Origin of the sequence: Gluconobacter potus (genome assembly GCF_015244705.1) — a bacterium.
Lineage (GTDB): Bacteria > Pseudomonadota > Alphaproteobacteria > Acetobacterales > Acetobacteraceae > Gluconobacter > Gluconobacter potus.
This window is the reverse complement of the sequence record NZ_JABCQF010000001.1, coordinates 164,219-190,617: the sequence shown is the minus strand read 5'-3', so window position 1 is coordinate 190,617 and position 26,399 is coordinate 164,219. Positions and strand designations below refer to the sequence as shown.

Here is a 26,399-nt window from a genome sequence, read left to right as displayed (position 1 = left end):
ATGACCGAAACGCCCGACCTTCCATCCGACGAACGCCCCCGCCGCGCGCCCCCTCTGACGGAACTGACGCTCGCGGATATTCCGCCGCGCGTCGGCCTGTTCCCGCTTTCGGGCGCGCTGCTGCTGCCGGGCGGGCATCTGCCGCTTCTGGTCTTTGAGCCGCCTTATGTGGCCCTGCTTGAGGATGCACTGGCCGGCCGGCGGATGATCGGCGTGATCCAGCCCCTCATGGACCCGGACACGGACGAGCACCCCCTGCTCTACCGGACCGGAACGCTGGGCCGCATCACGGAATTTACCGAACATGTCGATGGCACGTTTTCCGTAACCCTGCTCGGCATTTCCCGTTTCCGCCTGATCCGCGAGACGCCGACGGACCAGGGCTGGCGCGAAGGCATCATAGATGCCACGCCCTTCGCGGCAGACCTCGTCGAGGAAGATCCGCTACCGATCAACCGCGATCTTCTGCTGAACGGTCTGAAAACCTATCTCGAATCCCGCGACCTGCAGGCAAGCTGGCCGCTGATTGAGGATATGGACGATGAAACGCTGCTGGTTGTCCTGCCGATGCTCGTACCATTCACGCCGGTGGAAAAACAGTCGCTTCTGGAAGCCATGACGCTGGATGAGCGCGCGGGGCTCTTGCTGGATCTGCTTGAGAGGGGCATGGAATAGTCATGACTACAGAACTCGATCCCCGCCTCCTGTCCCTTCTGGTCTGCCCGGTGACCAAAGGGCCGCTGACCTATGACCGCGAAACCCAGGAGCTTATCAGCCCCCGGGCGAAGCTGGCCTTCCCGATCCGGGACGGGATTCCGATCATGCTGCCTGAAGAGGCGCGCCAGATCGACGCCTGATTCCCGCGGGAAGATCAGGCTTTTTCCTTGGTGCCGGTCGGCGCAGGCATTTTCCGGACCTCCGGCGCCCGCTGTGACGGACGCGGCTGGCCTTTGCGGATCTTGAAGTTCCGCACGACACGCGTCAGCTCGCCAGCATCGCCGACCAGTTTCTGGCTGGCGCCGCTGGTCTGGTGAACGATCGCGGCGTTGCTCTTGGTCACGCCCTCGAGCTGCGTCGTACTGGCGTTAATATCCATGATGCGCCGGGCCTGTGCCTCGGCCCCCGAGGCGATCTGCCCCACTGCCGTTCCCAGACGCTCGACCGATGTGCTGATATTGCCCAGGGCCGTGCCGGTTTCGTCGACCATCTGCACGCCGCGCTGGACGTCTTCCATGCTGCTGGCGATCAGGGATTTGATTTCCTTGGCGGCCGTGGCGGAACGCTGCGCCAGAGCCCGGATTTCCTGTGCGACAACTGCAAAACCACGCCCCGCGTCTCCGGCATGGGCGGCTTCGACGCCGGCATTGAGCGCCAGAAGATTGGTCTGGAACGCGATCTCGTCAATCACGCCGATGATCTGCACGATCCGGTTGGACGATGAGGAGATCTTCGCCATGGCCTCGACGGTTTTGCCCACGATATCGCGACCCTGCTCGGTTTCCTGACAGCAGTCGGCCACGGTCGTATCGGCCTGACGGGCCTCGTCGGCGACTTCCTTCACCGAGGACGTCAGTTCCGTGATGTTGCGCGCCACGGCCGCCAGGGCGTCGACCTGTTCGGCGATGCGGCAGGTGATGTTCTCGGTAGAACCGCTGATTTCGCGGGCGCGCTGCTCCACGACCCCGGAGGTCTCGCGGACGGCATGGACGATACGCCCCAGCCCTTCGCAGGCCCGGTGGAAGGCGCCACTCATGCGGGACGAGCCGTTTTCCAGCGCCGGGTCGATCTGCTGGACCAGGTCGCCGCCCGCCATGCGATCGAGCGCATCCGCCAGCGCGTCCGACAGGGCGGCGAGGCTCTGGATCCGCTCGCTTTCCGCGCGTGAACGCTCACGGACATCCAGATTCTGCGTGTAGGTTTCCAGCCCGAGTTCCATGTCCAGAAGACCGCAGCGGATCAGTAGGCCGATCTGCGCGGCAGCCTCCTCGGCGGAGGTTCCCCGGGCCGGACGTCGCAGGAGGCGATCCAGAAAACTGCGGCGCGGTTGCGGCCAGTACTGACGAAGCAGGTCCGTCACCATGCCTTCGATCAGCAGGGCATAACCGCCGACATACCACTGCGGTTTGAGGCCGATCCGGGCATGGGTATTGCCGATGGCGCGGGTGCTCTCGACGTAATCGGCGCCGAAGTCACCTTGAAGAATCCGCTTCCAGTGCTTTTCCTGCTGGTTGCGTGCACCGATGCGATGCTGCTCGTTGGCAAAAAAGCGGTTCAGGGCCGGAGTCTTGTGAATCCGGCCATAGAAGCGGTCCAGCGCAGGCCCGAGCACCCCCAGCGCCTGAGGGCGGATTCTGGCCAGATGGGCTTTCTCAGCTGCGCCGATGCCAAGAAACAGCAGCCGCTCGGCAATGTCTGCCTTGACCTGCTCAGTCATAGTCGGAGTCTCCAGAGCGTGGATTTGGCGCGTGTTCAGGGCAATGCCCGTAACACACCAAGAGTTACGCAATCATGAAGAACGGTCGACGATCCCGGGGTCAGTTGGACGCGCTGTTCTGTCCGTAGGAGACTTCGGTATCGGGGGTTGCGGGCTGAGGCGCGATATTGACGCTGTTGCCCTGACCGCCGCCAAAGGACATGCCGCCCGGGGACGAACTGCTGGCCGTATCATGGGAGGCCGAGGACGGGCTTTCCGCACCCGGCGGCATCGGCATGACCGGAGCGTCGTCGGCATAGGACATGCCGCTGGCCTGACGGTGATGGGTGCTGCTGTGGGAATGGTGGCCAGGGGCTGCGCCTGGCGGCGGGAGGGCGGCCATGTCTGGCGCGGGCCCACTGAACATGGACCCGCATCCCGCCGTGGCGAGAAACGAGAGCATGAGGAAAGGGGAAACGAAGCGCATGAGACGCAATATAGCACTTTTCGGCGGTTGACGCATCCCTTTGCGGGATGGGACACAGCGCGTTCTTCCCGCCGCCCGCCCCTCCCGAGCGGCATGTCCAGCAAGGATGCATTCACCATGTTCGAAGGCCGGATCACGTCTCCCGCCGCGCGGCGCCGCGCCTGGTGGGACAGTCTGTTCGTGGACCACTCCATCTTCCGGCTGGGCTGGACCAATCTTGCGCCTGTCGTGCCGGGCAAGGTCTGGCGCTGCAACCATCCCACGCCCGCACGCCTGCGCAGCCTGACGCGGCGCCTGCATCTGAAGACGCTCGTGAACCTGCGCGGGCATCGCAAATGCGGCTCGGACGCGCTGTCCCGCGGCGCCAGCGCCAAGCTGGGGCTGACGCATCTGGACATGGCTTTCGAGAGCCGGGGGGCGCCGCACCGGGACCGTATCCTGCGCTTTTACGACATGTACCAGACGCTCGCCTTCCCCATGCTCATGCACTGCAAGTCCGGTGCGGACCGGGCGGGTCTGGCGTCAGGTCTGGTGCTGATGTTTGAAGGCGGCACGGCGCAGGACGCGCTGGGGCAACTGCACTGGCGGTTCGGGCATTTCAACCGCTCGCGCACCGGCATTCTGGATGCGTTTTTCCTGCGCTATCAGAAGGAAGCCGAAGGGCGTCTGCCGTTTCTGGACTGGGTCCGGGACGAGTATGACGAGGACCGTCTGCGGGCCGATTTCAAGGCCGGGAAGCTGGCCTCCTTTGTGAACGACAGCATCCTGCGCCGGGAGTAAGCCTCAATCCGGCTTGACGTCTGCCGGGCCGAGGGAGCGGATCAGGTCCAGCATCCGCTTACGGACCGCAGGATCCGGAATACGGTAATAGGAGCGCACCAGATCGACCGTCTCGCGGCGGCTGAACAGAGCAGCCTCGTCTACCGGAAGATCGAACAGACGCGGCGGCGGTGCAGCCGGACGGGGCGGTGGGGCACCGAATGCCGACTGCGTTTCGGCGAACCCCGTGACAGGTGCCTGCGCGGCGGGCGTCTGGCCGAAAGCCGGATTGAATGTCGGAGCGGAACCGGGAAACGGCCGTGGCGCGCTGGACGGCGCGGACGGGCGCACCTCCTGCATGTCATCGAAGAAGAAGCCGATCGGCACGTCCAGAACCTGCGCCAGATCGTACAGGCGGCTGGCGCCCACGCGGTTGGCGCCGCGCTCGTATTTCTGGATCTGCTGGAAGGTCAGTCCCAGAGCCTCGCCCAGTTTTTCCTGCGACAGCCCCATAAGTGTGCGACGCAGCCGGATACGGTTGCCGACATGGACGTCCACCGGTCCGGCCGCAGCAGAACTGCGGGATTCAGGGCGGGCGCGATCCGGGGAGGATTCTTTTTCTGACACATGTAAATGGTTAATAAGACAACCCTGGATTGTCAATGTTAACCTTTATACACCCCCAGGTCCCAGTCGCGCTTCTTCCGCTGCGTGGGGACAAGCGCCAGAACCATGCACAGGATCGAAAGCGCAAGCGGCGTGGCGCGGCCGAAGCGGGAAAAGAAGGTCGGCGGGAGCGGTGACGGGATGTCGCTGACCAGCACGTCCGCCCGGCCCCAGCCCAGACGGGCGGTTTCATGCCCGGTGGCATCATAGATCGCGGAAATGCCGGTATTGTTGGCGAAAACGACCGGCAGCCCCTCTTCTACTGCCCGCATCCGTCCCGTGGCGAGATGCTGGCGGGGGCCGGCGCTGTTGCCGTACCAGGCGTCATTCGAGATCGTGACGAGCCAGTCCGGACGATCATTGCGGGCCGTGACGGAGCCTGAGAAAATAATCTCATAGCAGACCATCGGACCGACGCGGCCCAATCCCGGCAGGTCCCATGTCTTCAGGCCGGGTCCCGGGGTCAGGACGCCTGGCAGGACGTTGAAGGGCAGGATCCACGGCTGGTATTCGCCAAACGGGACCAGACGGCTCTTGTCATAGATCGCCGCGATGCTGCCATCGGGGGCGACGGCGATCAGGCTGTTGAACCAGTCCTTGCCGGATTCACGGTCCGAGCCAACCAGCGCCGGTGCGCCCTCGGCGGCGCGGGCGATCATCTGCCGGGCCAGTGTGTCCTCGTCCAGCAGGCCGGGGAAGCCGGATTCCGGCCAGATCACCACGGGCGGACGACCGCCCTCCGCGAAGGCTTTCTGTGCGCCCTGTGCGGTCAGGCTCAGATAGCGGCGGAAATTGCCGACCGCGTCCGCATGGCTGATGACTTCGGCTTCGGGCACGTTGCCCTGCACCAGAACGGCGCGGGGATTGGTGATGTTCAGGGGCGTGGCGGAGGACAGGCGCCAGGTTCCGGCGGCGATCCACAGCACGGATACGGCCAGCACGGCTACAGCCGCGCGTCTGCCCCGGAACAGGGCGAGAGAGCCGAGGACCAAAGCGAGCGACAGGCCGTCCACGCCCAGAACCGAAGCCGGCTGGATCATGACGTCTCCGGCGAACCCCGGGAGCTCCAGGTCACTTCCCAGCGGGTTCCACGGAAAGCCCGAAAACATGAAGACGCGGCCCATATCCATGACCGTCCAGCTTCCCGCGAACATCAGCACGCGCCGCCAGCCGGGGCGCACCACGCGGCACAGGATCGCCGGGACGCAGATGAAGGGGGCGATCAGCAGCGCCACGCCGGGGGATGCGAAGGGGACGACCCACCAGAATTCATGGACACGGGTGAGGATGGCGTTGGTCAGCCAGTAAAGCCCGACCGTGTGAAAGCCCATGCCAAACAGGAAGCCGCACCAGGCCGCCTGTTTCCACGACCGCGCGTCTTCGGACACGCGATAGAGGATCATCAGCCCCACGGGCAGCAGGAACAGGGCGTGCACCGGTGGCAGGGACAGAGCTGCCAGCCCACCGGCGAGCAGCATCAGTCCGGCCAGGCGCCAGCCACGGACAGGGAGCGTCGAAATCATGAAGGAACCGTCCGGCTGACGAAAAGGCTGAAACAGGAAACAGCCGGACCTCGAAGATCCGGCTGCGAAAAAACTGTCAGTCGAGAGCGTCGCGCAGGCGACGTTCGTAATGGCGGTAATACTTGTCCGCCAGAAGTTCGCTCTTCACCAGAACGGCCACATCCGTGGTGTTGAACTGCTCGTCCACAACCGCGCCGTCACCGACATAGCCACCCAGTCGCAGATAGCCTTTGATCAGCGGGGGTAGCTTGTTGAGGCAGGCGCGGTAGTCCAGCACATGCGGGTCAGTCCGCTGCATTTCCACATAGCGGTCCGGAAGCGCGCGGATGCGCAGGGCCGGCGGGGCCAGGTGGTTGTGGTGCATGTAGGTGAGCTGGTCGGCCAGGGCGTCCGGGTTTGTGCCCGGAAGGCTGCCACAGCCGAACAGCACGTCGATCCGGTGCAGGAAGATGTAGGACGCAATACCGCGCCACAGGAGCTGCATCGCGGACCGGCCGCGATATTCCTTGGCAACGCAGGAACGCCCGACTTCAAGCAGGCGACCGGGGAATTCCGTCAAGGTCGAGATGTCGTATTCGGAGGACGTGTAGAAACGTCCGACCTTCTCGGCGGCGTCGGAGCGCAGCAGACGGTAGGTGCCGACGACGCCAGCCGCACCGGGGCCTTTGGCGTGATCGATGACCAGAAGGTGATCGGCGGCCTCGTCGAATTCATCCACGTCACGCTTGGTGCGGAAGGCACGTTCGTCGGGGCGGGCACCGAGTTCTTCGAAGAAAACACGATAACGCAGGGCCTGTGCGGCGTCGCGCTCCTCGGCCGTTTCGGCAATACGCACACCCAGCGTGCCGCCCCGCAGTTCCTGAAAGCCGCCTTCGCGGTTCAGGGAAAGCGTGGAGAGCGTCTCCATCTGGCGCAGCGTTTCTTCGCTGCTGGCGAGCGTATGGGCTGCCGGAGCTGATGCCGGGGCCGAGACTGAAGCGACGTTTGCGTCATCCAGAACGGAAAGAGGTGTGCCAGCCGGTTTGGTGGTCATGATCCGCTCTTGTTCCTGTTTTCTGAAGGAGATTTTTTCCTGTCATCGGGTTCGGCGCGGCGGCCGAACAGTTCGATCCGATGCGAGACAAGATCAAATCCCAGACGCTGGGCAAGCTGGGCCAGAAGACGGACCGGCTCCTCGTCCTCGAACTCGATGACGCGGCCACTGTCCACATCGATCAGATGATAGTGGTTGCCGCTGTCACTGGCTTCGTAACGGGCACGACCGCCGCCGAAATCACGGCGTTCGAGGATGCCTTTTTCTTCCAGAAGACGGACTGTGCGGTAGACCGTTGCCACGGAAATGCGGCTGTCGATCTCGGAGGCGCGGCGATACAGCTCCTCGACGTCCGGGTGATCGTCAGCCACGGACAGGACATGGGCGATCACTCGCCTCTGCCCAGTCATCTTCAGGCCGCTTTCCACACACAGGCGGGCAATGTGCGAATCATCCGGCACAGGGGAAGACGGGAGCTTCCGATTCCCTGGGCCGACGCGTCTCTCAGCGGTTTTCGTATCTGCGACCATATCTGCGGCCTAGCCGAAAAACAGGCGTCTTGTCCACTTTGTGGAACCTGTCAGGCTTTCCCTGCCATCGGGATGAAGAAACCGGCGGCAGGGAAAAGAGGCTCTCAGTCTTCGCGACGACGGCCGAGGCCGATCTTGCGGGCCAGAGACGAGCGGTGGTTCGCGTAGTTCGGCGCAACCATCGGATATTCCGGCGGCAGCCCCCAGCGCTCGCGGTATTCCTGCGGCGTCATGTTGTAGGCGGTCTTGAGGTGACGGCGCAGCAGCTTCAGCTTCTTTCCGTCCTCAAGGCAGATGATGTAGTCCGGGAAAACCGACTTGCGCGGCGAAACGGCCGGCACCGGCTTTTCAACAGGAGCCTCTTCCGGAACGTTCACCGTTGCAAGAGAGTCATGGACGGACCGGATCAGGGCCGGAAGAGCGTCAGCCGGAATATCGTTGTTCGATACATAGGCCGTAACGATCTGCGCGGTCAGCTGATGCAGTTCGGAAGCATTTGTCTCTTGCGACATTGTAGTTAAGTCCTTCATCCTTGAGCGAGTGAGCATGTAGCAGTCATAAATTGCTCGGTTCAAGCATAAAAAGAAAGAAACATGTGCGTGACAGAAAATGAAACATTTTTCATAGATATAACTGAAAAAAAATGCCCCATGACCACAGTATATGTCCGGGCAAAACTCGACACCATGACTTCCGGACAGACACTTGAAGTACGGCTTCGCGGAACAGAGACACGGAAGAACGTCGGCGCGTCCGTAAAGGCACTCGGTCACGCAATTCTGGCGGATTCACCTGTTACTGACAGCCCGGATCTTTATTGCCTAAGCGTTAAACATCGCTAGAAACAAGCACCTGGGCGTCGCTTCCATCTTTGTAATAACCGCGACGGAGCCCCGCTTTTACAAAACCGCATGCCTCATACAGAGCAGCGGCCCGATTGTTACAGACTGCTACCTCCAGAAATACTTTCCCTTTGCCCAGAACATTCTGCACCAGAGCCTTTCCAATCCCGCGGCGCCGGAAATCCGGGTGCACGGCCAGGGTCAGGATTTCCGTTTCGTCCAGAATTGTCCGCGCAAGAATGAAGCCGACGGGAACAGTGTCGATCACGGCAAGCGTGGCTTCAGTCCCGTGACCTGAAAGCAGGGAGGCAAATGAAGTTGCGTCCCAGACTTCTCCGCCGCGAAACGTGACTTCATGCAGCGCGGCAAGAAGCGGCGCACATTCGATCCCCATGACCCTTAACTGGAAATCCTTTTCAGGACTGTTCACAGTGGCGCAGGCCTCAGACCGGCGGCGGGGGGCTTCGCTTCGGGGGGATCGACATAGAGCGGCATCAGCGGACCGGGCGTGACGCCCTGCGCGGCCTGTATGATGCCCAGCGCATAAGGTGCCTCGCAGGGAAGCACCGGACAGGGCCAGTCGGTCTTTTCGGAAACGGCGTCGCCCGTCACGCAGGCCCAGCCTGTGGCATCAAGATCGGCGGTCTGGCTGGCTGTGACGGGACCGTGCGGCGGGTCCACGAAAACCCGGCCGCGACGGGCGATGCTGACACAGACGGCATCCGGGCGACCCAGCGTGGCGCGGATGGCCGCACCGAGCGTGACGCCGATCGTGGGGCAGTTCCAGCCTGCCGCCAGCCCCGCTGCCAGCGACAGGGACGAGCGCAGGCCCGTAAAGGAACCCGGACCGATGACGGCGACGACGCGGTCAGGGGGCGTGGTCCAGTTGTTCTGCGTCAGGAGTTCTCGGATAGCGGGCGCGAAATGTTCGGAGGCCCCGCGACCGGCCATCAGTTTTTCCGCGACGACATGCCCGTCCTCAACGAGCGCCACCAGACTGGTCAGGCCGGTGCCGGCCCCTGCCCCGTTGAAAACGACTGTCCTTACAGACCCCGCCTTTACAGACACAGACACGCTTCTCCGAAGTCCAGGCGGGGCGCGCGGGGCTCGGCGTGATCGGGGGCGGGTTCGTTTTCCGCCGGGTAGCCGAGACCCACGAGGAAGTTCACGCGCCAGCCGGTGGCGTTCAGCAGCGTGTCCTCGACCATGAAGCTGTCGAAGCCGGACATCGGCATGGCGGACAGGCCGAGCATCCGGGCGGCCATGATGAGATAGGCGCCTTCCAGCGTGCCGTTGCGGAACGCTGTCTCATCGGACAGGCCCACATCGGCCGCGAACCAGTCGCGCAGGCCTTGCTGCGGGTTCAGCCGGGGGAGTGCTTCGAAAAACAGTGGATCATGACAGACGACTGCCAGAACCGGGGCCGCCATGGCGCGGGCGACGTTTCCCGGGGACAGGGCGGGGCGGATGCGCTCGCGGGCGTCCTGTGTCGTGAGGAAGACGAAGCGGCCCGGTGAGCAGTTGCCGGAGGTCGGCCCCAGCTTCACCAGATCATACAGACGGCGCAGGACATCCTCCCCGACCGGGCGCGGCGAGAAGCTGCGCGGGGTCCGGGCCTGCGTGAACAGGGCTTCTGCGCCCGGAACCGGGCCGCAATCAGGATATGTCTGGCCGTCCATGGTTCAGTCCTCGACCTGTTCGACCGAGGCGACTTCGGGAACATAGTGCCGCAGCATGTTCTCGACGCCGTGCTTCAGGGTCGCGCGGGAGGACGGGCAGCCGGAGCAGGCGCCCTGCATGGCCAGATAGACCACGCCGTCCTTGTAGCCGCGGAAGGCGATGTCGCCGCCGTCACCGGCGACGGCCGGACGCACGCGGGTGTCGAGCAGGTCCTGGATACGGCTGACGACTTCGGCGTCTTCGGGGGAGACGTCATGCTCCGGAGCGGACTGCGTTCCCGACAGGACCGGGCGGCCGCTTTCGAAGAAGGTCGTGATCGTGCCCAAGACGACGGGCTTGAGGTCGCCCCAGCTGATGTCGTCGGACTTGGTGACGGAGACGAAATCGCCGCCGAGGAAGACGCGGCGCACGTTCGGCTGGTCGAACAGGGCGCTCGCCAGTTCGGACCGTCCGGCGGCGACATCCGCATCGCCGAAATCGACGGGACGGGCATCACCGGTCACGCTGCGGCCGGGCAGGAATTTCAGGGTAGCGGGGTTGGGAGTGTCTTCGGTCTCGATGAACATCGTGGTCATGTCCTTGCGTTCCAGTCCGCCCTGACATGTGCCACTTCTCCCCAAGGTGCAAGTGTCGGGACTGCATTGGTCCGACTTCCCGTATTTTTAACGGCAGGCCGGGTGTTTTCAGACCTGTTCGCCCTGCCCCTCGGTTTTCCTTGCCGGAGAAGGGAGTCCCTTGGGCAGGATGATGGTCGCACGCAGGCCGCCATAGCCCTTGGAAGCATCCCCGCGCCCCAGAACCAGAGAGCCGCCCTCGCGCGCGATTTCGCGCTGGACGATCGCAAGCCCCAGCCCGATTCCCCCCGTGGCCCGCGAGCGCGAGCCTTCCAGACGGTAGAACGGGGTCAGCACACGCTGGTACTCGCTCTCGGGAATGCCGGGGCCGCTGTCGCTGATGGCGATTTCGAGCGCGCCGTCCTCGCGGGTGCGGAGGGTGGCGAGGACATTGCCGCCATAATTGATGGCGTTTTCGATCAGGTTCGACAGCACGCGTTTCATGGCGAGCGGACGGACATGGACCAGCGCGCGGTCCGGCCCTTCGTAACGGGCCTCGTGCCCGCGATCGACATGATCGTCCACGAGGGTTTCAAGCGTGGCGACGATATTGATGGTGCGGGGCACTTCCGGATCATCCGCGCCGGCGAGATAGGCGAGGATGCCGTTCACCATGGCTTCCATCTCGTCCAGATCGGCCTCGATGGCAGCCTGTGCCTCTCCGTCACTGAGGAAGCCGCAGCGCAGGCGCAGGCGGGTCAGTGGTGTGCGCAGATCGTGCGACACGGCTGCCAGAGCCTGCGTCCGGTCATTGATGAGGCTCTGGATACGGTCCTGCATGGCGTTGATGGCGTGGGCCAGACCGCGGACTTCGGGCGGTCCGCGTTCGGCCAGCGGCACCCATTTCTCGCTGGAGCCGATGCGGTCCGCGACCGAGACCAGCGCGCGGAGCGGCATACTGAGGCCACGGATCAGCATGGCCGCGGCAATGGCCACCGCGCCCGCCGCAATGGCCGCCGAGGCCAGACCGCGCGTGACGCGATGATGACCCAGCATGCCGGGCACGCGAAAATGGATGTAGCTCCCGTCCGGCAGGCGCTGGGACCCCAGCACGTCGGCACTTCCCGGGCCGAGCGTGTAGAGGTCCAGATGGGCCTGTTCGAGAATGGGATCGTCAGCGGTCAGGCGCCTGACAAGCTGCGTGAGCGCGACCGGATGGTGCCCCGGCAGCGCGGGCGTGATCGAGGCGGGCTGCCACGCCACGCTGAGTTCGCTACCCGAGAGCATGACGGCCAGAAAGGATCTCTGGCCGACGGGGGCTGCGGCGAGAACGCGCAAATCCGTACTCAGCGCCTCGCCCAGCTGGGCGATGCGCACGTCATCGACGATGTAGGTCTCTGCCTGACCGTAGAAAATGGCGTTCGTCAGGAACACCAGTGTCACTGCGACGGTCAGGACAACGCAGACGCGCCCGACCAGCCCCAGCGGCCACAGCAGAATGCGATTCTGGATGTTCAGACCCGTTCAACCTCGGCCACGAAGATGTAGCCCAGACCGCGCACGGTGCGGATCAGCTGATCGGCGTCAGAGCCCAGTTTGCGGCGCAGGCGGCTGACGAGCACGTCGATGCTGCGGTCCGACACATCACCCAGACGGGTCCGCGACAGTTCCAGAAGCCGGTCACGGGCGATGACCCGCTGTGGATTGTCCAGAAAGCTCGTCAGCAGATCGTGTTCCGCGCCGGAAATATCGACGGTGGCCCCGGACGGGTCCGTCAGTTCGCGGCGGCGCAGGTCGAGCGTCCAGCCCGCGAAACGCAGGGTCTCACGACGCACGCGCTCCTGCGGAGCGCCGGTTGCGATGCCACGGCGGAGGACCGCACGCACGCGCGCCAGAAGTTCGCGCTGGCCGAAGGGCTTGGGGACATAGTCGTCCGCGCCCGATTCGAGACCGTTTACGCGATCGCGCTCCTCGCCACGGGCCGAGACCATGATGATCGGCACCTGGGCCGGCGGGGTTTCGTTCTCATGCGTGGCACCCTGTCCGCTGCGCAGCGCCCGGCACAGTTCGATGCCGCTTTTGCCCGGCAACATGATGTCCATGATGATGAGATCGACGGGCGCCACTTCGAGTGCAGCCCACATCTCATCCCCGCAGGCCACGCCACGGGCACGGAAACCGCCGCCCTGGAGGGCGCGGAGAATGAGGGTCCGCATGCCCGCGTCATCTTCGACGACGAGGATACGGGCGGGAAGATCGGGGTCGGAAAGATTTGGCACCATGTCTTTTCCATAGTCTCCACAGGGTAGGGATCACAAGCAACAAATCCTGACAACAACTGTTCCCGATACTTTAGCGCTCATGACGAAAACAGATTAGCATCGTACAGTACAACGCATCACGGCCATGCCCGTTCTGCTGGCCCGTTTCATGCGTTGTGTTGGAGTCGCCAATGTCACAAGTTTCTCCCGGCGTCGTCAGTGGCGCCAGTTATCTTGCCCTGATCAGGGCCTGCCACGAAGGGGGCTATGCCCTTCCCGCCATCAACGTCGTCGGCACCGACAGCGTCAACGCGGTTCTGGAGGCGGCTGCCCGCAACGGATCGGACGTCATCATCCAGATCTCCAATGGTGGCGCACGTTTCTATGCCGGCGAAGGTCTGCCCGATGCCGCTCGGGCCCGTGTGCTCGGCGCGGCGTCCATGGCGCGTCATGTCCATCTTCTGGCGAAAGAATATGGCATCGCCGTCATTCTCCATACCGATCATGCCGACCGCAAGCTGATTCCCTGGCTCGATGATCTCATCACGATGAGCGAGGACGAGTTCAGGGCGACTGGCAAGCCGTTGTTCACATCCCACATGCTCGATCTTTCCACGGAGCCGCTGGAAGAGAACCTTGCAACCTCGGCCTCAATGCTGAAGCGGCTGGCACCGCTGGGCATGGGGCTGGAAATCGAGCTGGGCGTTACGGGCGGCGAGGAAGACGGCATCGGCCATGACCTCGAAGAGGGTGCGGATAACGCGCATCTCTACACGCAGCCCGAGGACGTGCTGAAGGCGTGGGAGCTGCTCTCCCCGATCGGGACGGTGTCGATCGCCGCGTCTTTCGGCAATGTCCACGGCGTCTACAAGCCGGGCAATGTGCAGCTTCGTCCCGAAATCCTGAAAAACTCGCAGGATGCCGTTCAGAAAGCAACGCAGAGCGGTCCCAAGCCTCTTCCGCTGGTCTTCCATGGAGGATCCGGCTCGACCCTGGAGGAAATCCGCGAAGCCGTCTCTTACGGCGTCTTCAAGATGAATCTGGATACCGATATCCAGTTCGCCTTCGCCCATGGTGCGGGCCGCTATGTTCTCTCTCATCCGGCAGCCTTCCAGCATCAGATCGAGCCTGAAACCGGAAAACCCCTGAAATCACTCTACGACCCCCGCAAATGGCTGCGCGAAGGCGAGAAATCCGTCGTCGAACGCCTGACCGAGTCTTTCGAGACCCTGGGCTCCAGGGGCCGGTCCATCGCCCGCAAATCCTGACGGGACCAGCGTTCAGGAGGCCCCGGCCTCCTGAACGGGTTTGCCGGATTTCAGGGGCCGGGCGTGGCGGAAGCGAGCTGTGCCTTGGCCACATCGCGGCTGTCGGGAAGGGCGTCTTCCCAGCCGCCGCCGAGCGCGTTGTAAAGCCGCGTCAGGTTGGTCGCCAGCATGGCGTCACTGTTGGCGAGATCAAGCTGGGCGGACTGGAGCTGCGCCTGAGCGTTCAGGACGTTCAGATAATTCGTCAGGCCGCTGCGATACTGGCTCTGGGCCAGCATGAGCGCCTTGCTGTTATCGTTGACGGCGTTCTGAAGCCCCTGACGGTGCAGTTGTTCGTCGCGATAGGCGATCAGGGCGTTGTCCACGTCATGCCAGGCCTTGATGACCGTCTGCTGATAGGAAATCGCCGCCGCCTTCTGCTCATATTTCTTCAGTTCGAGCTGGCCGTACAGACGTCCGCCCTGGAAGATCGGCAGGGAGATGGACGGACCTACGTTCCAGGCGCGCGCGTTCCAGAAGCCCAGATCACGGAAGGACAGGGTCTGGAAGCCGAAATCGGCGTTGATCGTGACCTTCGGATAGAAATCCGCCGTGGCCTCGCCCACTTCGGCGACCGCACCGCGCAGACGGGCTTCGGCCTCGCGGATGTCCGGACGACGATGGGCCAGTTCGGACGGGATACCCACGGGCACGACCGGCGGAACGACCGGGATACCGGCATTCTTTTCCAGCTCGGTGTTCAGGCTGCCCGGCGGGGCACCCAGAAGCAGGGCGAGCGCGTTCTCTTCCTGCGCGACAGCCTGTTCAAGCTGCGCTTCCTGACCCTGCGTGTCATGCAGGCGGGCCTGTGCGGAATCCACGTCGAGTTCCGTCACCAGACCGCCGCGATAACGGTCCTGTGCGATGGTGGCGATCTGGGTCAGGACCTTGATGTTGTCGCGCAGGATCTTCAGGCGCTGCTGGTCGCCGCGCAGGCTCATATAGCCATGCGCCATGTCGGCCTGCTGGGCGATGAGGACGGAGCGACGCTCCTCATCCGTCGCCTGAAGGTCGGCCTTGGCGGCATCGTACTGATGCGCCACGCGGCCCCACAGGTCGATCTCGTAGGTCGCGTCGATCGCACTGCGCCACTGGTTCAGCAGCGGAATGGTGGCGCCACCGGCGGCGTCCTGAAGCATCGGACCGACGGTGCTGCCGATCGAACCGCCCTCGGACTGCGCGATGCCGCCTGCGACATGGCCGATGATTTCCTGCAACTGCTTGGTGCTGTACTGGCTGCGCTGGTAGGAGCCTGAAGCACTCAGGGCCGGAAAGCGCTCGGCGCCCGCCATGATGAGCTGTGCGCGGCTCTGCGCCAGATTGGCGGTCGCAAGGCGGAAGGACAGGTTCTGGTTGACCAGACGGTCTTCCAGTGATGTCAGTTCGGGATCGTGGAAGACCTGCCACCAGTGACTGTCAGCCTTCATCTCGCTGACGATGCTGTCGGGCGCGCCCGCCATATGATCGGCGTAATGCGCCGGCGACCAGGGCTTGGGCGCGTGGTATTCAGGCCCCACCATGAGGCAGCCGGACAGGGTGAACAGGGCGCAGCCGCAAAGCAGCGCGCGGGAAGTGAAGGCTGCGCTCACAAAGAAACTCCTGAGGCGGAAATGATCTTGCGGTGACCGACCGGTTCGGTCAGCATGTCAGGAACTCGACCTGACGGACAGAAGGATCTCTCGCTCACATGACGGGCATCATGGACGACGGCAGCGCGGGCCCTTCCGCCGGAGCCGACGGGGCTGCCAGCGCCGAGCCTGCGGGGTGCGCCAAGCGCGAACAGATCCTGAAAGGTGCCGGAACGGTTTTTCTGGCAAACGGATACGAAGGGGCGTCCATGTCCCGCATCGCGCAGATGGCAGGTGTGTCCAAGGGGACGCTGTACAACCACTTCGATGGCAAGGCGTCCCTGTTCTCCGCGTTCTTCGAGGAGCAGGCCCGCTGCCGTCTTGCGCCCATCGAGGCGCTGTCGCGCAACGATGAACAGTCCGTCCGCCTCACGTTGATCCGGTTTGCGGAAATGGCGGTCCATATGCTGATTTCCCCAATGGCGCTGGGGCTGTATCGCATCATCGTGGGCGAGGTCGAGAAATTCCCCAATCTGGCCGACACGTTCTGGCGCTATGGCTTCGACCGAAAGCTCAGCAACCTCACGGAATATCTGACGCGCATCGTGGCCCGCGGCGAGCTGGACATTGCCGATCCGCGCCTGTCGGCCGAGCAGTTCATGCTCATGTGCCAGGCCCGCATCGTGCAGCGCCGCCGTTTCGGGCTGCCGGTCGATGACAGCGACGCCGCAATCGCGGAATTCGCCGCCTTCACGGCCGACAGCTTCCTGAAGATCTACGAACCGCGCCATCAGTGACCGCCGCCCGAGGCCTGGGCCGCCTTCTTGCCGTTGGGTGACAGCAGGAAGCACAGCGGCACGACGAACAGCGCGATCACGCCAATCCAGTCGAACACCTCGTTATAGGCCAGCATGGAGACCTGTGAGGTAAACTCCTGAAAAAGCCGGTAAATGGCGAAGTTATGCGCCTGCGCGGGAGCCATACCATGCGCCTGCGCAGCCTGCTGGACAGTCGCGATATAGCTGTTGAACTCCGGGTTGGCCGGGGTCATGTGGTCCGTCACATAGGTCTGATGCCGCTGCCGGGTCTCGATAATGGCCGCCGTGGCGAGCGAAATCGCCAGCGAGCCGACATAGTTCCGGGCCATCGAGAACAGGGCCGACGCATCCGAGTTCAGCTCGCGCGGCAGGGTCGAATAGGCGATCGTCGAGATCGGCACGAACAGGAAGGCCAGCGAGGCCGTCTGGCTGATGCGGTAGAACATCAGGTGCCGGAAATCCGTCCCGGCATAGAGGTTCGAGGCCTGGAACATGGCCATGCCCATCGCGAAGAACCCGAAGGCGATGAGATAGCGCATCTGGATGAACTTCATCAGCCGGCCCACGATCGGGATCAGGCAGATCACCGCCACGCCACCGGGGGCAAGAAGCAGGCCCGAATTCGTCGCGGTATAGCCAAGCACCTGCTGCGCGAACTGCGGAACGATGATGGCGGACGCATACAGCGTGGCGCCAACCATCGAGATCAGCAGCATGCCGGTCGCGAAGTTGCGATCCTTGAGAACGGACAGACGGACCAGCGGGTTCTTCGCATAGCACAGCCACAGGATCGCCCCGATGACGCCGATCGCACCCAGCACGGCCATGGTGACGATGAAGGGCGAACCGAACCAGTCGTCATCCTCGCCACGGTCACACATGACTTCGAGACAGCCGAGACCCAGCGTGATCAGGCTGATACCGACCACATCCACCTTCTCGCGCTTCTGGCGCTCCCAGGGCGGGTCCTCGACGAAGGCCGTCACGGCCATGACCGTGATGATGCCGAAGGGCACGTTGACGAAGAAGATCCAGCGCCAGGAGAAATTATCCGTCAGGTAGCCGCCCAGCATTGGGCCCAGAACCGGGCCGACGATGGTGGCGATGGCCGTCAGGCCGAACGCTGCACCGCGCTTTTCGGGCGGGAACGTGTCGAGAATGATCGATTGCTGGCTGGGTTGCAGGCCGCCGCCGAAGAAGCCCTGCATGAGCCGGAACACCACGAGCATCGGCAGCGACGTCGCCAGTCCGCACAGGAAGGACGAGACGGTGAACATCGTGATGCAGATCAGGAAGTAGCGCTTGCGGCCGAACAGTCGCGACAGCCAGCCCGAAATCGTCAGGACGATTCCGTTCGCCACCAGATAGGACGTGAGCGCCCAGGTGGCGTCATCATACGAACTGCCGAGCGATCCCGCGATATGCGGCAGCGCCACGTTGACGATGGTGGTGTCCAGCACCTCCATGAAGGCCGCCAGCGTGACCGTGACGGCCACAAGCCACGGATTGTGACTGGGTTTCCAGTCCTGATGCCCGGCAGTATCGCTCATTTCACATAGACCGTCGGCACGACAGACAGACCAAGGGCCAGCGGAATGTTCGGATCAAGACCGCTGTCCAGCACGATTTTCACCGGGATACGCTGCACCGTCTTCACGAAGTTGCCGGTCGCATTCTCCGGCGGGAAGGCACTGAAGGACTCACCCGAGCCGAGCTGGATGGAGTCCACGTGGCCATGCAGTTCGAGCTGCGGATAGGCATCGACCTCGATGTCCACCTTCTGGCCCGGACGCATATGGGTGAGCTGCGTTTCCTTGTAGTTCGCCACGATCCAGACTTCCGGCTCGACGATGGAGAACATCTGCTGGCCGGTCTGCACGAAGTTGCCGCGCTCGACGTTACGCTGGGAAATCCAGCCGTCGTGCGGGGCGCGGACTTCCGTCCATTCGAGGTTCAGGCGCGCCTGCGTCAGATCGGCATTGGCCGAGGCCAGGGCAGCCTGTTCCTGCGTGACGCGGGCATCGGCGTTGGCCACGTTTTCCTTGACCGGCTCGGCCTGCGTCAGCTGGCCCTGGGCCTGAAGGACGCGGGCTTTCGCCTGATCCAGCGCGGCGCGGGCATAGTCGATATCCTGCTGCGAGGTGGCGGCGCGGGCCACCGAGCGCTGGCGGCGGTAATCGGCTTCGGCCTTGACGAGCTGCGCCTGGGCGGCGGCAAGATTGCCCTGTGCCGTGACAAGCTGTCCCGGGAAGTTCTTGTGCGCCACGGCCAGCAGCAGCTGATACGCGTCGATATTGGCTTTCGCCTGCGACACGGCGGCTTCGGCCTTGTTCAGAGACGCCGCATAGTCCCGGCTGTCAATCCGCACGAGCAGGTCACCCGCATGGACGAACTGGTTGTCGTTCACCAGAAGCTGCGTGACGTAACCGTTGACGTGGGGCGCAATGGCGATCTTGCGACCAGCCGTATAGGCGTCATCCGTCTCGATGTTGTTGCGGGTCAGGAAAAGATAGGCCCCGATACCCACGAGAACCAGAACCACCAGCAGGATCAGCGCGATCCGGACAAGGGGATGACGCTTTTTCTGCGGCTTTCCGTTCTTGTCGGATGTCGTGTCACCCTGCGCGTGATCGGCCTGATCGCCTTGCGCCATAATGTTTGTCTCGCTTTGAAAACAGGTCTGTCAGATCGTGACCGGATGTGCTGTGCGGGGCCTGGAAACCCTCTACTGACCGATCGGTTCGGTCATCCATGACATATCGTCTCACGGGCTTCAAGCGGGAAAAAACTGATCCGTTTCCATTCTCCCGGCAGCGTCCCCTGTCCTGTCGCTTACGACCCCGATTGATCCGTAAAGTCCCGCAGACGGGCGAGCCCCTCGACGAAGCGCTGTCGCTCGCTGTCTCCCTGCGCACCCTCTCCCAGCCGCAGCAACCAGGACGGATGGGCAAGTGCCAGACGCCAGACAGCATTTTCGCCACGCCCCACCGTCCATGACGTTCCGCGCACATCCGACATCGCCATGCCCGGTCCGTCCAGCGCCCTGAGCGGCGTGGCCCCCAGCGAGACGATGAGTTTCGGACGGATCAGCGCGATTTCCTGCTCCAGCCAGGGACGGCAGGCCGCCACATGCCCTGCCTCCGGGTTCTGATGGATGCGTCGCCGTCCCTGAAGGCGGAAGCGGAAATGCTTGACGGCGTTCGTCAGATACAGCGCGCCGCGATCGACCCCGGCCTCTCCGAGTGCCTCATGCAGGAGCTGCCCTGCCGGACCGACGAATGGCCGCCCTGCCAGATCCTCCTGATCGCCCGGCTGCTCTCCGACGACCATGATGCGCGCATCTGCCGGCCCCTCTCCCACAACCGCCTGCGTCGCCGAGCAGTGCAGCGGACAGGCCGTGCAGGTCCGGACCCGAGCGGCCAGATCCTCAAGGTTCTCCGCCACATCCGGCATCAGTTCGGCCGGAAGCTGCTCCCGGGCCCGCAGACGCTCATGAAAGGCCGGTGCGGGCCGGAGTTCCTGTTCCGCCATCGTCCGCACCCGCGCCTCGGCTCCGGCGACGAGCTGCGGGATCAGGCGGGTTTCCGGCAGGTTCTTCCAGTAACGGCCGGGCATTTCACGGCGCATCGCTTTCGTGCGCACACGGGCCGGATTGAAGGTCGAGGCATAGTAGGTGTCCCACAGTTCCCCGAACCCGTCGTCCAGTTCCGGTCGCTTGCAGGGTTCCGGACTGCAGACCAGCCCTTTCCCGTCCCAGCGGATCGATCCGCGCGGGGTAAGGATCACCCAGTCCATGTCCGTAAAGCGCCTGGAGAAGAACGGGGCGATGCGTTCGAGAATATGATGCTGCGGCTCGAACCAGGCGAGGAAGCGCCTCCGTCTCCCGTCCTGCTCTTCGCCCTGCTGGAGCGGCTCTTCCCGGAAGCGGAGGAAAGACGCCATCTTGTGGCAGTCCTCCCGGTTCTGCCGCACCATGATCCGCGCCCTGGTGATGTCGGCATCCGTCACCACTTCCAGCAGATGCGGATTGCCCTGCACCCGCCAGGCGATCCGGTAGGCGAGCGCGAACCGACCGGGATCGGAATGGCACAACAGGTCCCGCAGCAGCGCGATGCAGGATGCCCGCAAGGTCACGGTTTTCACGACAGGCAGGGCCGTCAGCGCTTCCAGTCCATCGCCATCATCGGTGATCTGGCCGAAAAGATCCGTCTCGCCACCCCGGATGCGCCAGTCGATGGCCTCAGGCGGGATCGCGCGCTGCAAGGCTGCCCGCGCCATCTCCCGCCAAGGTTCAAAGGCCGCACTATCCTCAAGCGTCAGGACATAACGGGTCACAGAAGGCTCATCTGCTGTGGCGCGGGGCTGAACAGGCTGCGCAGATCCTGCCGGTCGGTCAGGCGGGCGGGGCTCCAGCCCGGCGTCTGCACGAACGGGCGCACCTTGCGGATGGAGACATTCAGCCGCGCCAGATCCTCCAGCCGCACCGCCTGATGCCGCCGTGCCCTGAGAATGGCAGCGACGGCCTTGACCCCCAGCCCCGGCACCCGCAGCAGCATTTCCTTCGATGCCCGGTTCAGATCAACCGGGAACAGCGCCCGGTTGTCCAGCGCCCAAGCCAGCTTGGGATCCAGCTCCAGATCGAGCATCCCATCCGCACGCCCGGCCGTCAGCTCCCCGAAGGCGAACCCATAGAACCGGAACAGCCAGTCCGCCTGATAGAGCCTGTGTTCCCGCTGAAGCGGCGGGCTTTTCGCCGGCAACAGTGCGGAAGCATCGGGAATAGGGCTGAAAGCCGAATAATAGACCCGCCGCAGTCCGTAGGAGCCGTAAAGATTGGCGCTGCTGGCAAGGATATCCTGATCGGACGCCGCATCCGCCCCCACGATCATCTGCGTGCTCTGCCCGCCCGGCGAGAAGCGCTCGGCCCGGCGGCCGGTATGGCTGCGCTCCCTGCCCGCGTCGATTTTCAGGCGCATCTCGCCCATCGCCTGCCGGATACCGGCCGCCTTTTTCTGCGGTGCGTACTGCTCCAGCCCGGCCACGGTCGGCATTTCCACATTAATCGACAGACGGTCCGCATAACGCCCCGCTTCTTCCAGCAGGCGCGGCGACGCATCGGGGATGGTCTTGAGATGGATGTAGCCCCGGAACCCGTGCTTCAGCCGCAGATCCCGTGCCACCTGAACGAGCTGTTCCATCGTGTGATCGGACGAGCGGATGATGCCCGAGGACAGGAACAGCCCCTCGATGCAGTTGCGCCGGTAGAACTCCAGCGTGAGCCACACGACCTCCTCCGGCGTGAAGCGGGCGCGCTCCACATTCGAGGACGAGCGGTTGATGCAGTAGGCGCAGTCATAGACGCAGAAATTGGTCAGCAGGATCTTGAGCAGCGACACGCAGCGCCCGTCTGGCGTGAAGGCGTGACAGATGCCGTTTCCCGTCGTGGAGCCGAGACCGCCACTTTTTGCCGAGTCCCTGCGCCCCGATCCGCTCGACGCGCAGGACGCATCGTATTTCGCCGCATCGGACAGAATCGCCAGGCGCTGGGAGAGGGATTTCTTCATTGCGTGTTCTTATTTCGTTCCAGAATATGAATCGCAAGAAAAATCGTGAATTTAACCAGTTGTTTCCCAGTTTTCCCTTATTTCCGGGGGGCTTTTTTTAACGGTACGGATTCAGCTTCCGTTAACCACTCCCCCCTATCCTGACTCCGCAAACCTGCACCGACGGAGAACAGATTCAATGTCATTGTCAATCAATACGAACACTGCGGCAATGGCCGCACTCCAGAGCCTCAACCAGACGACGGCTGACCTGACCGCGACCGAAAACGCGGTCTCCACGGGCAAGTCGGTCAACACGGCGTCCGACAATCCCGCAATGTATTCCATTGCCCAGAACATGACCGCCCAGCTCTCGACCCTGTCGGGCGTTTCGACGGGCCTTCAGTTCTCCGCTCAGGTGCTGAACACGGCGACGACAGGCCTGTCGAGCATCGCAGCTTCCCTGCAGTCCCTCGCAACCACACTCGGCACGAACACGACGGGCGTTGACAACTCAACGCTGAATGCCGCCATCACCCAGACGCTGGCCTCCATCGATTCCGCCGCCTCGGGTTCCAAGTTCGAGGGCGTGAACCTGCTGTCCGGCGCGACGGGCAACGGCACGACCTATACGAGCCTGTCGACCGCCATGGACTCCCAGGGCACGATGTTCACGCAGAACGGCTTCAATGCGACGTCTGCGGGTCTCGGCCTGACGAACCTGAGCATGGACATGTCCGGCTCCTCCCTGGCTCTTGGCAGCAGCACGACCGACAATGCACTGGCGACGAATAACGTCCTCCAGCTGAAGAATACCACAGCCGCTTCGAGCACTGCGACCGCTACCGCGGCCAGCCCGTCTGTCACCTACGACTTCATAGCGGATGACCAGAGCACCGCTGGACAGGGCACTGCTCTGGATATGGTCAGCCTGGCGGTTGGCGGAACCAGTGGTGATTTCACGCTCGGTACAGATGGCAAGCTGACTTCTTCAGGTTCGACTGATGCGATCGTTTCCCAGACGACGGCATCAGATGGATCGATTACCTACTCGCTGAAAAACGGAGAGAGCATCGTCCAGTCCACGGACGGCAACGGCAACTCCGTCTACACCGCCAACACGGCATTCGACGCCAACGGAAACGTGACGACCCAGTCCGTCATCACGGACGTCAATACATCTTCCGCATCTTCCCTGAGCACCACGGGTGGCACGTCGAGCGCACAGAGCGTCGAACAGGTCGATCTGGTAACCCAAGCCATGGAATACCAGGGCTTCGGCGTGTCCCGCGATTCCAGCAACAACCTGACGATTGCCGGCAACTCCATCGACGCAACAAGCACCCAGCTGAGCACAGTCTCAGCAGGTGTGTTTGCAACTCCGACCACCACAACCGGCGTAACAGCAACCGCAGTCACCGGCGCCTCGGTCGTCAGTGCGGTTGTTCAGGCCGCAATTTCGAGCGTCACGCGGATGGCCTCCACGATCGGTTACTCCAGCTCGACGATCTCCAACCTCCAGACCACGACGTCCAGCCTGTCCGACGCCCTGACGACGGGTGTTGGCGCCCTGACGGACGCCGATCTGGCAGCAGAGAGCGCCAAGCTGACCTCGCTTCAGACGAAGCAGCAGCTGGCCGTTCAGTCGCTGTCGATTGCGAACTCGCAGTCTTCCACCCTGCTCAGCCTCTTCCGCGGCTGATCAGGTTTCTGAAGGGAGCCGGTTTATCCGGCACCCTTCAGCCCCCTCGCCATACGCAGGACTGCTTCAGAAACCTGCTGCCTCATCCCGCAGCGGCTTCTGAAACAGTCTTTCCCGAAAGGAGTTTGCCTTCGTGACTTACGCATCCTCACAGTATCAGAAACAGTCCGGAAGCTACCTTTCTTCCCGGGAAGTCGAAGTCATGGCGTTCCGGCACGTCAATACCCTGCTGACGCAGGCTTCCGATCACGCGGCAAAGGTTGCGGCTCTGGCGGCCAATCTGAAGCTCTGGAGCCTGCTGTCCCTGAGCGTCGAGCGGGTCGACTGCCCGCTACCGCCTGTTCTGCGCGACGATCTGATCAAGGTCGGATCCTGGTCGATGCGTTATTCCAATTCCGCTTTCAACGCGCCGAAGGATCTGAAGCCCCTCATCGACATCAATAACGACATGATCGAGGGCCTGGCCACAGCGCCGGCGCCGCAAAACGTGGCACCCGCCATGCCCGGCGCCTATTCCACGAGCCCGACGAAATCCTCACTGGAACTCGTGGGCTGAAATCCGGCAGGACTGTCTGGTCCTGCCATTTTCGGTTCTGATATGCTGTTTCCGGGCGCCGGCTCAGCCAGGCGCCCTTTTTCGTGCCCTATTCGCGACAGAAGTGCGAGGCATTTTGTGCCCCGCACTTTTCCGTAACCTCAGGGAGTGACGGCAATCCGGTTGTCCGAACGGTCAATATCCGGGATGACGTGATCGGGGTCCAGCGTGACGGCTTTGAGCCCATCATGCACCGGCAGCGAGACAACGATGTCGCTGCTCTGGCGCCAGGCCTCTGTCGGAATGCGGATTTCCTCGGATTTACCATCCGCATAGTCCGCCCGCAGAAGAACAGGAAGCGGGAGCGCGCCGTAATTACGGATCTGCACAGTCGCGGGCTTTCCGGCATCGTGATGGATATCGCCCAGCGCATAGTCAGGGGCGGCATTGGTGAAGTACCAGCCACGCCAGAACCAGCCCAGATCCTCACCTGCTTCGCTGCTCATCAGACGGAAGAAGTCGGACGGTGATGGGTGTTTGAACGACCATTCGGAAATATAGCGCCGGAAAGCGGCGTCGAACCGGACCGGGCCGAGGATCTGTTCACGCAACAGCTTCAGGCCGTAAGCGCCTTTGAAATAGGTCACGCTATGGCGGTATTTTTCGGACACGCTGTCCGCAGCCGTCATAAGCACGGGCGCGTCCGGATCGGTCAGAACCGGGACGATGTCCTGCGCGGGATTGCCGGTTTTGGGCGCGAATTCGGAATCCCGTTTGGGAGCAAACTCGCCATTGTTGAAGTGGTCGGACGCATAGACGTCGATGAACGTGTTGAAGCCCTCGTCCATGAAGGCGTTGCGACGTTCGTCCGTGCCGACGATCATCGGGAACCAGCCATGGCCCAGTTCATGCGTCGTGATCCAGAACAGTTCCGGATCGCGGTCACTCATGCCGTCGAAGACGATGCCCGGATATTCCATGCCCGCGCCATGACCGCCCAGATTGACGGCGTTCGGCCAAGGGTATTCGAACCACTGTGACGAGAAATATTCGATGGCGTGTTTGACGTAATCTGTCGAACGATCCCAGCCATGCGGCCCGATCCCTTCACGCGGATAGACCGACATCGCAAGCCGGGGCACGGGGTGATAGTTCGCCCAGGGCGCGATCGGCGGCAGGTTGATCCGCGCAGCGTCCCAGACGAAGGCGGGTGAGGCCGCGAATGCCACGTCGCGCGTATTGCGCATGCCGTAATGCCAGGTAACTTCGCCGCTCTGCTTCAGGTGGCTTTTCGGGTCGGTAATGTCATCGAGCGTGCGGATCATGACGCGTGTGTCGCTCTGCGCCGCCTGTGCCAGCCGGTTGCGCTCGACGGGAGTCAGGACCTGTTCGGGATTGAGTAGCGCGCCGGAGCCCACGAGCGTGTAGTTCCAGGGCACGGTGACGCTGTAATCGAAGCTGCCATATTCCAGGAAGAACTCCTGCCCCAGATAGGGCAGCGTGTTCCAGCCGCGACGGTCATCATAAACGCTCAGCCGCGGGTACCACTGTGCGACTTCATAGATATCGCCTTCGCGTGTCGGCGTGACCGCCGTGCGGCCGCCCCACGGCCCGGGCAGCGTGTAGTGCCAGTCGATCTTCACGAAAGCCACACCATGCGGATCGATCGTGCGCGGCAGCTTGAGCTGCATCCGCGTGTCGGAGATCAGGGGCGTCACATCCACTTCGCGCCCGCCCTGCACGACCGAAACGCGCTCGATCGCCATGCCATCCGTATGGTTGCCGGCCAGATTATGACTGGTGGCGACCGCACCGATCGCAGAGCGCGTATCGGAGCGATAGATGTTCTGGTCAAGCTGGAGCCACAGGACGTCCAGCGCCTCGGGGCTGTTGTTGCTGTAGGTCACGGTCTCGGAGCCGTGCAGGACATGGGCCTGTGTGTCGATCCGCGAATGGATGACGTAATCCGTGCGGTTCTGCCAGTATTGCGGACCCGGAAGACCCGACCCTGAGCGATAAGCGTTCGGAGCATCGGGGAGGGTCAGGGGCGCGAAGACGGCTGCCGGATCGGCGAGTGTTTTTGCAGTAACGGTCTCGGGCAGCAGGGCCGCGGGAACGAGCACGCCTCCCAGCAGGGGAAGCAGAAAAAGGCGCACAGACATCCGGGACGGACCCTCC

27 protein-coding genes are annotated in these 26,399 nt (G+C 63.2%); 8 read left to right on the top strand and 19 right to left on the bottom strand.

Features of this window, described 5'->3' with window-relative positions:
- Together HKD31_RS00910 and HKD31_RS00905 are read left to right on the top strand one after the other, a co-directional pair.
- Nucleotides 1-675 carry an LON peptidase substrate-binding domain-containing protein gene (locus HKD31_RS00910; protein ID WP_194263947.1) on the top strand — a complete coding sequence of 225 codons (675 nt, stop codon included), beginning with the start codon at nt 1-3 and terminating at the stop codon, nt 673-675.
- A 2-nt stretch (nt 676-677) separates the two neighbouring features.
- Nucleotides 678-857 (top strand): Trm112 family protein, encoded by a 180-nt coding sequence (locus HKD31_RS00905; protein ID WP_011252335.1) that lies wholly within the window; start codon nt 678-680, stop codon nt 855-857.
- A gap of 14 nt (nt 858-871) precedes the next feature.
- On the opposite strand, the gene HKD31_RS00900 is transcribed toward HKD31_RS00905, so the two are convergent.
- On the bottom strand, nt 872-2,434 hold the full coding sequence (locus HKD31_RS00900; RefSeq protein ID WP_194263948.1) for a globin-coupled sensor protein: 1,563 nt from the start codon (nt 2,432-2,434) through the stop codon (nt 872-874).
- Nucleotides 2,435-2,534: 100 nt separating this feature from the next.
- A complete protein-coding gene (locus tag HKD31_RS00895; protein ID WP_226986635.1) occupies nt 2,535-2,840 on the bottom strand; it encodes a hypothetical protein in 306 nt (101 codons plus the stop codon).
- 177 nt (nt 2,841-3,017) lie between these two features.
- Here HKD31_RS00895 and HKD31_RS00890 point away from each other — a divergent pair, with 177 nt between their 5' ends.
- On the top strand, nt 3,018-3,680 hold the full coding sequence (locus tag HKD31_RS00890) for a protein-tyrosine phosphatase family protein (RefSeq protein ID WP_011252338.1): 663 nt from the start codon (nt 3,018-3,020) through the stop codon (nt 3,678-3,680).
- A 3-nt stretch (nt 3,681-3,683) separates the two neighbouring features.
- Here HKD31_RS00890 and HKD31_RS00885 read toward each other — a convergent pair whose 3' ends face one another.
- The 5 genes from HKD31_RS00885 to HKD31_RS00865 all read right to left on the bottom strand — a co-directional run bounded on the left by HKD31_RS00885 (nt 3,684) and on the right by HKD31_RS00865 (nt 7,923).
- The gene (locus HKD31_RS00885; RefSeq protein WP_228120100.1) at nt 3,684-4,322 is read right to left on the bottom strand and encodes a helix-turn-helix domain-containing protein; all 639 of its coding nucleotides are present in this window, start codon (nt 4,320-4,322) and stop codon (nt 3,684-3,686) included.
- Nucleotides 4,323-4,324: 2 nt separating this feature from the next.
- On the bottom strand, nt 4,325-5,848 hold the full coding sequence (lnt, locus tag HKD31_RS00880) for an apolipoprotein N-acyltransferase (protein WP_194263949.1): 1,524 nt from the start codon (nt 5,846-5,848) through the stop codon (nt 4,325-4,327).
- A 76-nt stretch (nt 5,849-5,924) separates the two neighbouring features.
- Nucleotides 5,925-6,755 carry a GNAT family N-acetyltransferase gene (locus HKD31_RS00875; RefSeq protein ID WP_011252341.1) on the bottom strand — a complete coding sequence of 277 codons (831 nt, stop codon included), beginning with the start codon at nt 6,753-6,755 and terminating at the stop codon, nt 5,925-5,927.
- Nucleotides 6,756-6,877: 122 nt separating this feature from the next.
- Nucleotides 6,878-7,411 carry a Fur family transcriptional regulator gene (locus HKD31_RS00870; RefSeq protein ID WP_062497001.1) on the bottom strand — a complete coding sequence of 178 codons (534 nt, stop codon included), beginning with the start codon at nt 7,409-7,411 and terminating at the stop codon, nt 6,878-6,880.
- A gap of 104 nt (nt 7,412-7,515) precedes the next feature.
- Nucleotides 7,516-7,923 (bottom strand): Ros/MucR family transcriptional regulator, encoded by a 408-nt coding sequence (locus HKD31_RS00865; RefSeq protein ID WP_062496999.1) that lies wholly within the window; start codon nt 7,921-7,923, stop codon nt 7,516-7,518.
- An 81-nt stretch (nt 7,924-8,004) separates the two neighbouring features.
- On the opposite strand from HKD31_RS00865, the gene HKD31_RS00860 reads away from it, so the two are divergent.
- Nucleotides 8,005-8,253 carry a sulfurtransferase TusA family protein gene (locus HKD31_RS00860; RefSeq protein ID WP_194263950.1) on the top strand — a complete coding sequence of 83 codons (249 nt, stop codon included), beginning with the start codon at nt 8,005-8,007 and terminating at the stop codon, nt 8,251-8,253.
- Here HKD31_RS00860 and HKD31_RS00855 read toward each other — a convergent pair.
- The 6 genes from HKD31_RS00855 to HKD31_RS00830 form a co-directional block, all read right to left on the bottom strand.
- Nucleotides 8,240-8,683, bottom strand: a complete 444-nt coding sequence (locus HKD31_RS00855) for a GNAT family N-acetyltransferase (RefSeq protein WP_338085509.1) — start codon at nt 8,681-8,683, stop codon at nt 8,240-8,242. The genes HKD31_RS00860 and HKD31_RS00855 overlap by 14 nt on opposite strands.
- Nucleotides 8,680-9,327, bottom strand: coding sequence for a tRNA (adenosine(37)-N6)-threonylcarbamoyltransferase complex dimerization subunit type 1 TsaB (tsaB, locus tag HKD31_RS00850; protein ID WP_338085508.1), 648 nt, complete (start codon nt 9,325-9,327; stop codon nt 8,680-8,682). The genes HKD31_RS00855 and tsaB overlap by 4 nt, the downstream gene beginning before the upstream one ends.
- Complete coding sequence (locus HKD31_RS00845; RefSeq protein WP_194263952.1) at nt 9,312-9,932, bottom strand: malonic semialdehyde reductase; 621 nt, start codon at nt 9,930-9,932, stop codon at nt 9,312-9,314. The genes tsaB and HKD31_RS00845 overlap by 16 nt, the downstream gene beginning before the upstream one ends.
- A 3-nt stretch (nt 9,933-9,935) precedes the next feature.
- Nucleotides 9,936-10,499, bottom strand: a complete 564-nt coding sequence (locus HKD31_RS00840) for a NifU family protein (protein ID WP_194264112.1) — start codon at nt 10,497-10,499, stop codon at nt 9,936-9,938.
- Nucleotides 10,500-10,616: 117 nt separating this feature from the next.
- Entirely contained in the window at nt 10,617-11,981 is a 1,365-nt protein-coding gene (locus HKD31_RS00835; RefSeq protein ID WP_194264113.1) for an ATP-binding protein, read from the bottom strand.
- A 20-nt stretch (nt 11,982-12,001) separates the two neighbouring features.
- Entirely contained in the window at nt 12,002-12,769 is a 768-nt protein-coding gene (locus HKD31_RS00830; RefSeq protein WP_041111363.1) for a response regulator, read from the bottom strand.
- A gap of 170 nt (nt 12,770-12,939) precedes the next feature.
- Here HKD31_RS00830 and fbaA point away from each other — a divergent pair, with 170 nt between their 5' ends.
- Nucleotides 12,940-14,016, top strand: coding sequence for a class II fructose-bisphosphate aldolase (fbaA, locus tag HKD31_RS00825; protein ID WP_194263953.1), 1,077 nt, complete (start codon nt 12,940-12,942; stop codon nt 14,014-14,016).
- 50 nt (nt 14,017-14,066) lie between these two features.
- On the opposite strand, the gene HKD31_RS00820 is transcribed toward fbaA, so the two are convergent.
- A complete protein-coding gene (locus tag HKD31_RS00820; RefSeq protein ID WP_194263954.1) occupies nt 14,067-15,644 on the bottom strand; it encodes an efflux transporter outer membrane subunit in 1,578 nt (525 codons plus the stop codon).
- A gap of 98 nt (nt 15,645-15,742) precedes the next feature.
- Here HKD31_RS00820 and HKD31_RS00815 point away from each other — a divergent pair, with 98 nt between their 5' ends.
- Nucleotides 15,743-16,420: a TetR/AcrR family transcriptional regulator gene (locus HKD31_RS00815; RefSeq protein ID WP_194263955.1), complete on the top strand. Its 678-nt coding sequence runs from the start codon at nt 15,743-15,745 to the stop codon at nt 16,418-16,420.
- Here the strand turns inward: HKD31_RS00815 and HKD31_RS00810 are convergent.
- From HKD31_RS00810 to HKD31_RS00795, 4 genes are all read right to left on the bottom strand, one after another.
- Nucleotides 16,414-17,991: a DHA2 family efflux MFS transporter permease subunit gene (locus HKD31_RS00810; protein WP_062496985.1), complete on the bottom strand. Its 1,578-nt coding sequence runs from the start codon at nt 17,989-17,991 to the stop codon at nt 16,414-16,416. The genes HKD31_RS00815 and HKD31_RS00810 overlap by 7 nt on opposite strands.
- Entirely contained in the window at nt 17,988-19,094 is a 1,107-nt protein-coding gene (locus HKD31_RS00805; protein ID WP_062496983.1) for an HlyD family secretion protein, read from the bottom strand. Before HKD31_RS00805 ends, HKD31_RS00810 begins: the two co-directional genes overlap by 4 nt.
- A gap of 179 nt (nt 19,095-19,273) precedes the next feature.
- Complete coding sequence (locus tag HKD31_RS00800) at nt 19,274-20,776, bottom strand: UdgX family uracil-DNA binding protein (protein WP_194263956.1); 1,503 nt, start codon at nt 20,774-20,776, stop codon at nt 19,274-19,276.
- Nucleotides 20,773-22,005, bottom strand: a complete 1,233-nt coding sequence (locus HKD31_RS00795; protein WP_194263957.1) for a putative DNA modification/repair radical SAM protein — start codon at nt 22,003-22,005, stop codon at nt 20,773-20,775. The genes HKD31_RS00800 and HKD31_RS00795 overlap by 4 nt, the downstream gene beginning before the upstream one ends.
- A 178-nt stretch (nt 22,006-22,183) precedes the next feature.
- On the opposite strand from HKD31_RS00795, the gene HKD31_RS00790 reads away from it, so the two are divergent.
- Both HKD31_RS00790 and HKD31_RS00785 read left to right on the top strand, forming a co-directional pair.
- Nucleotides 22,184-23,686, top strand: a complete 1,503-nt coding sequence (locus HKD31_RS00790) for a flagellin N-terminal helical domain-containing protein (RefSeq protein WP_062496979.1) — start codon at nt 22,184-22,186, stop codon at nt 23,684-23,686.
- Nucleotides 23,687-23,819: 133 nt separating this feature from the next.
- Nucleotides 23,820-24,242, top strand: coding sequence for a flagellar biosynthesis regulator FlaF (locus HKD31_RS00785; RefSeq protein WP_194263958.1), 423 nt, complete (start codon nt 23,820-23,822; stop codon nt 24,240-24,242).
- Between the two features lie 140 nt (nt 24,243-24,382).
- On the opposite strand, the gene HKD31_RS00780 is transcribed toward HKD31_RS00785, so the two are convergent.
- The gene (locus HKD31_RS00780) at nt 24,383-26,383 is read right to left on the bottom strand and encodes a M1 family metallopeptidase (RefSeq protein WP_194263959.1); all 2,001 of its coding nucleotides are present in this window, start codon (nt 26,381-26,383) and stop codon (nt 24,383-24,385) included.
- Nucleotides 26,384-26,399 lie beyond the last annotated feature (16 nt).

What these genes read in the sequence shown, in the direction of transcription:
- HKD31_RS00810 (WP_062496985.1), bottom strand. Translation starts at nt 17,991, where the DNA reads ATGAGCGATACTGCCGGGCATCAGGACTGGAAACCCAGTCACAATCCG.
- HKD31_RS00875 (WP_011252341.1), bottom strand. Translation starts at nt 6,755, where the DNA reads ATGGAGACGCTCTCCACGCTTTCCCTGAACCGCGAAGGCGGCTTTCAG.
- fbaA (WP_194263953.1), top strand. Translation starts at nt 12,940, where the DNA reads ATGTCACAAGTTTCTCCCGGCGTCGTCAGTGGCGCCAGTTATCTTGCC.
- HKD31_RS00830 (WP_041111363.1), bottom strand. Translation starts at nt 12,769, where the DNA reads ATGGTGCCAAATCTTTCCGACCCCGATCTTCCCGCCCGTATCCTCGTC.
- HKD31_RS00815 (WP_194263955.1), top strand. Translation starts at nt 15,743, where the DNA reads ATGACGGGCATCATGGACGACGGCAGCGCGGGCCCTTCCGCCGGAGCC.
- HKD31_RS00795 (WP_194263957.1), bottom strand. Translation starts at nt 22,005, where the DNA reads ATGAAGAAATCCCTCTCCCAGCGCCTGGCGATTCTGTCCGATGCGGCG.
- HKD31_RS00790 (WP_062496979.1), top strand. Translation starts at nt 22,184, where the DNA reads ATGTCATTGTCAATCAATACGAACACTGCGGCAATGGCCGCACTCCAG.
- HKD31_RS00805 (WP_062496983.1), bottom strand. Translation starts at nt 19,094, where the DNA reads ATGGCGCAAGGCGATCAGGCCGATCACGCGCAGGGTGACACGACATCC.
- HKD31_RS00780 (WP_194263959.1), bottom strand. Translation starts at nt 26,383, where the DNA reads ATGTCTGTGCGCCTTTTTCTGCTTCCCCTGCTGGGAGGCGTGCTCGTT.
- HKD31_RS00870 (WP_062497001.1), bottom strand. Translation starts at nt 7,411, where the DNA reads ATGGTCGCAGATACGAAAACCGCTGAGAGACGCGTCGGCCCAGGGAAT.
- HKD31_RS00840 (WP_194264112.1), bottom strand. Translation starts at nt 10,499, where the DNA reads ATGTTCATCGAGACCGAAGACACTCCCAACCCCGCTACCCTGAAATTC.
- HKD31_RS00905 (WP_011252335.1), top strand. Translation starts at nt 678, where the DNA reads ATGACTACAGAACTCGATCCCCGCCTCCTGTCCCTTCTGGTCTGCCCG.
- HKD31_RS00845 (WP_194263952.1), bottom strand. Translation starts at nt 9,932, where the DNA reads ATGGACGGCCAGACATATCCTGATTGCGGCCCGGTTCCGGGCGCAGAA.
- HKD31_RS00865 (WP_062496999.1), bottom strand. Translation starts at nt 7,923, where the DNA reads ATGTCGCAAGAGACAAATGCTTCCGAACTGCATCAGCTGACCGCGCAG.
- HKD31_RS00860 (WP_194263950.1), top strand. Translation starts at nt 8,005, where the DNA reads ATGTGCGTGACAGAAAATGAAACATTTTTCATAGATATAACTGAAAAA.
- HKD31_RS00895 (WP_226986635.1), bottom strand. Translation starts at nt 2,840, where the DNA reads ATGTTCAGTGGGCCCGCGCCAGACATGGCCGCCCTCCCGCCGCCAGGC.
- lnt (WP_194263949.1), bottom strand. Translation starts at nt 5,848, where the DNA reads ATGATTTCGACGCTCCCTGTCCGTGGCTGGCGCCTGGCCGGACTGATG.
- HKD31_RS00910 (WP_194263947.1), top strand. Translation starts at nt 1, where the DNA reads ATGACCGAAACGCCCGACCTTCCATCCGACGAACGCCCCCGCCGCGCG.
- HKD31_RS00890 (WP_011252338.1), top strand. Translation starts at nt 3,018, where the DNA reads ATGTTCGAAGGCCGGATCACGTCTCCCGCCGCGCGGCGCCGCGCCTGG.
- HKD31_RS00900 (WP_194263948.1), bottom strand. Translation starts at nt 2,434, where the DNA reads ATGACTGAGCAGGTCAAGGCAGACATTGCCGAGCGGCTGCTGTTTCTT.